The following is a 2,261-nucleotide window of genomic DNA, read 5'->3' on the forward strand; positions in this document are numbered from 1 at the left end:
TTGTCAAAACCCGCACTCTGGCATATGTTCAATCATATGATTGATTACCTATCATTGTTCAGTTTTCAAAGATCTGTACCAGTTAAACCAGATTTTATCTAGCTTCGAAGCACTTTCTTTCGAAGTGTTTCACCAACTGGCGACTAGATTATAATAACATGTTGTCACTTTCATGTCAACACCTTTTTATAATCTTTTTTAGAATTTTGTAATTTCTGTTTGAACCAGGAATTACTTTTTTATTCTAAAACGATTATCAACAAACATAGATTTTATCTAGTGTTTGCTAACTAATAAACAGTCGCTTCGAACGACTGTATAGCTATTATAGTACAAAGAACCGAGGGGCGCAACCCCTAATTTTAAAATTTTACAAACTTTTTTCTGAATCACCTTATATAGTATATTTCTCCACCATATATACTACATACAGTAGTTATTAGTTTTATAAATAGTCTATTCAATTTGAGTCTATAACCCTAATTAAGTATATATTATCCTTTTTATACTAATATATTTATCAGAACAACATATATGACTATATATGACTGTATATCATTCTATGTCACTATATAATACTATATATTATTCTATAATAATCTTTCCAGTTGTTATAATTTGCTGTGGTTATTCAATGCCCAATATTTTGTTATCTATATTAATGTAAAAAAGAGAAGCCAAAGCTTCTCTTTTTATTAATTATTTCTTACGCGCTTCTTCTAATTCAGCTTGTAATTTAATTACCATTTGTTTTAAGTCTTCTACATCTTTTGCTAATGAAGCTTGGCTTTTATAAGTACTATCTTTAGCTCCAACTTTATAAGATACACCTGCATTTACAGAAGAGTCTTTTCCATTGATAGCAGTACCAACTGTAAACATTAAGTTTTCATTAGGGCGATAAGCTGTACCTAAAGCTACTGCTGTTTTTCCACGATAATGACCTACGCCACCCATAACATCAACTTTATGATCAGGGTTATAGTCAAGTGGATGTAATGCTGCTAGCGCAGAAGCAGATGCAATGCCACGACGAGCCTCGTGTCGTGTATTATTAATCATATTATTGATTTTAGCATCATTGTTACCAATTTGATTTACTAAGTTATCAATTTGAGCTTTATTGACAGCAATATCAGCTGTAGCATTATCAATTTTGTCTACAACATCTTTTTTAAGAGATACTGTATAATCATGGCCATTTGCTGTTACTTCAATATTATTACCAGCTTTTACAGTTGTAATAGTATCTTTGTCATTTGCTGCCACATAGTCTTTTAACTGTTTAACATTAACAGCATCAGTTTCATCAGTACCAGCAGTAACACCATGAATTTGTTGTTCACCAGCATAAATTTCAACAGTTGAAAACCAAACAGATTTCCCCGTGTCATTATTAGTAGAACGTATACCTGTATGGTCTACGATAGTTCGATGATGATGCCAATTATCATCGAACTTTTGTATATGAAATTCACTTGAGTCTAATGTAGCAGATGATTTAGGGAGTCCAGACTCTAAATTAGAAATGGTTACTCTTGTTGGTGTAACATAAATATTATTATTTTTATCTAAATTACTTATATATATTGTGTCGCCAGATATATAAGAATTTCCACCAGTAAACGCTCCAGACTCATCAGAATGGAAAGTAGCAGTACCTAAATCATATAAATTATTATTAAGGCCTACTTTAAATTCATTATTTCCAGAAGCATCTGTTGTTTTTGCAACATATATATTTTTGCCACGAACTACATCTGTTGTTACAGCACCCATAACATTACTGCTAACAATACTTAATACACCGGCTACTAATAAAAATTTTTTATTCATTTAAGTTGTCTCCTTATTTGTTTTCTAAATAAATAATATTGCCTTTTTAAATGTGTCGACAAATAATCGACTTAAAAATATTAAAAACGGCAAAGATGTAATAAAAGAAATAGCATAGCAAGTAAACAAAGCAATATACAAAGTATTACTTACAAACGAATTTTAGCAATTTATCGTCATTATATTGGCTTTTAATTATAAAGTCAATGTGAATTTCATTTTATTTTCATTCCTTATAGAATAGTTAAAAGTCAAAAGCTATTAGTTGATTTTATGTCATTAACTAATAGCTTTTAATAGCTTTTAAGCACAAGTCTAAACACTATATACCAAAATACTATATAAATAAAAAGGGGCTGTAACAAAACAGCCCCTTAACACTAGAAAAGCTGTTAGTTGATTTTATATGATCAACTAACAGCTTT

At 30.0% G+C, this 2,261-nt stretch carries 1 protein-coding gene; it reads right to left on the minus strand.

Features of this window, described 5'->3' with window-relative positions; genetic code table 11:
* Positions 1-699 precede the first annotated feature (699 nt).
* Complete coding sequence (locus ACWTVK_RS09505) at positions 700-1,836, minus strand: YadA-like family protein (protein ID WP_456046640.1); 1,137 nt, start codon at positions 1,834-1,836, stop codon at positions 700-702.
* Positions 1,837-2,261: the final 425 nt, after the last annotated feature.

It is taken from the genome of Veillonella sp. Ser01, from assembly GCF_053850375.1.

Bases quoted from the DNA above. Each gene is read 5' to 3' on its own strand.
- ACWTVK_RS09505 (WP_456046640.1), bottom strand. From the start codon at position 1,836: ATGAATAAAAAATTTTTATTAGTAGCCGGTGTATTAAGTATTGTTAGC.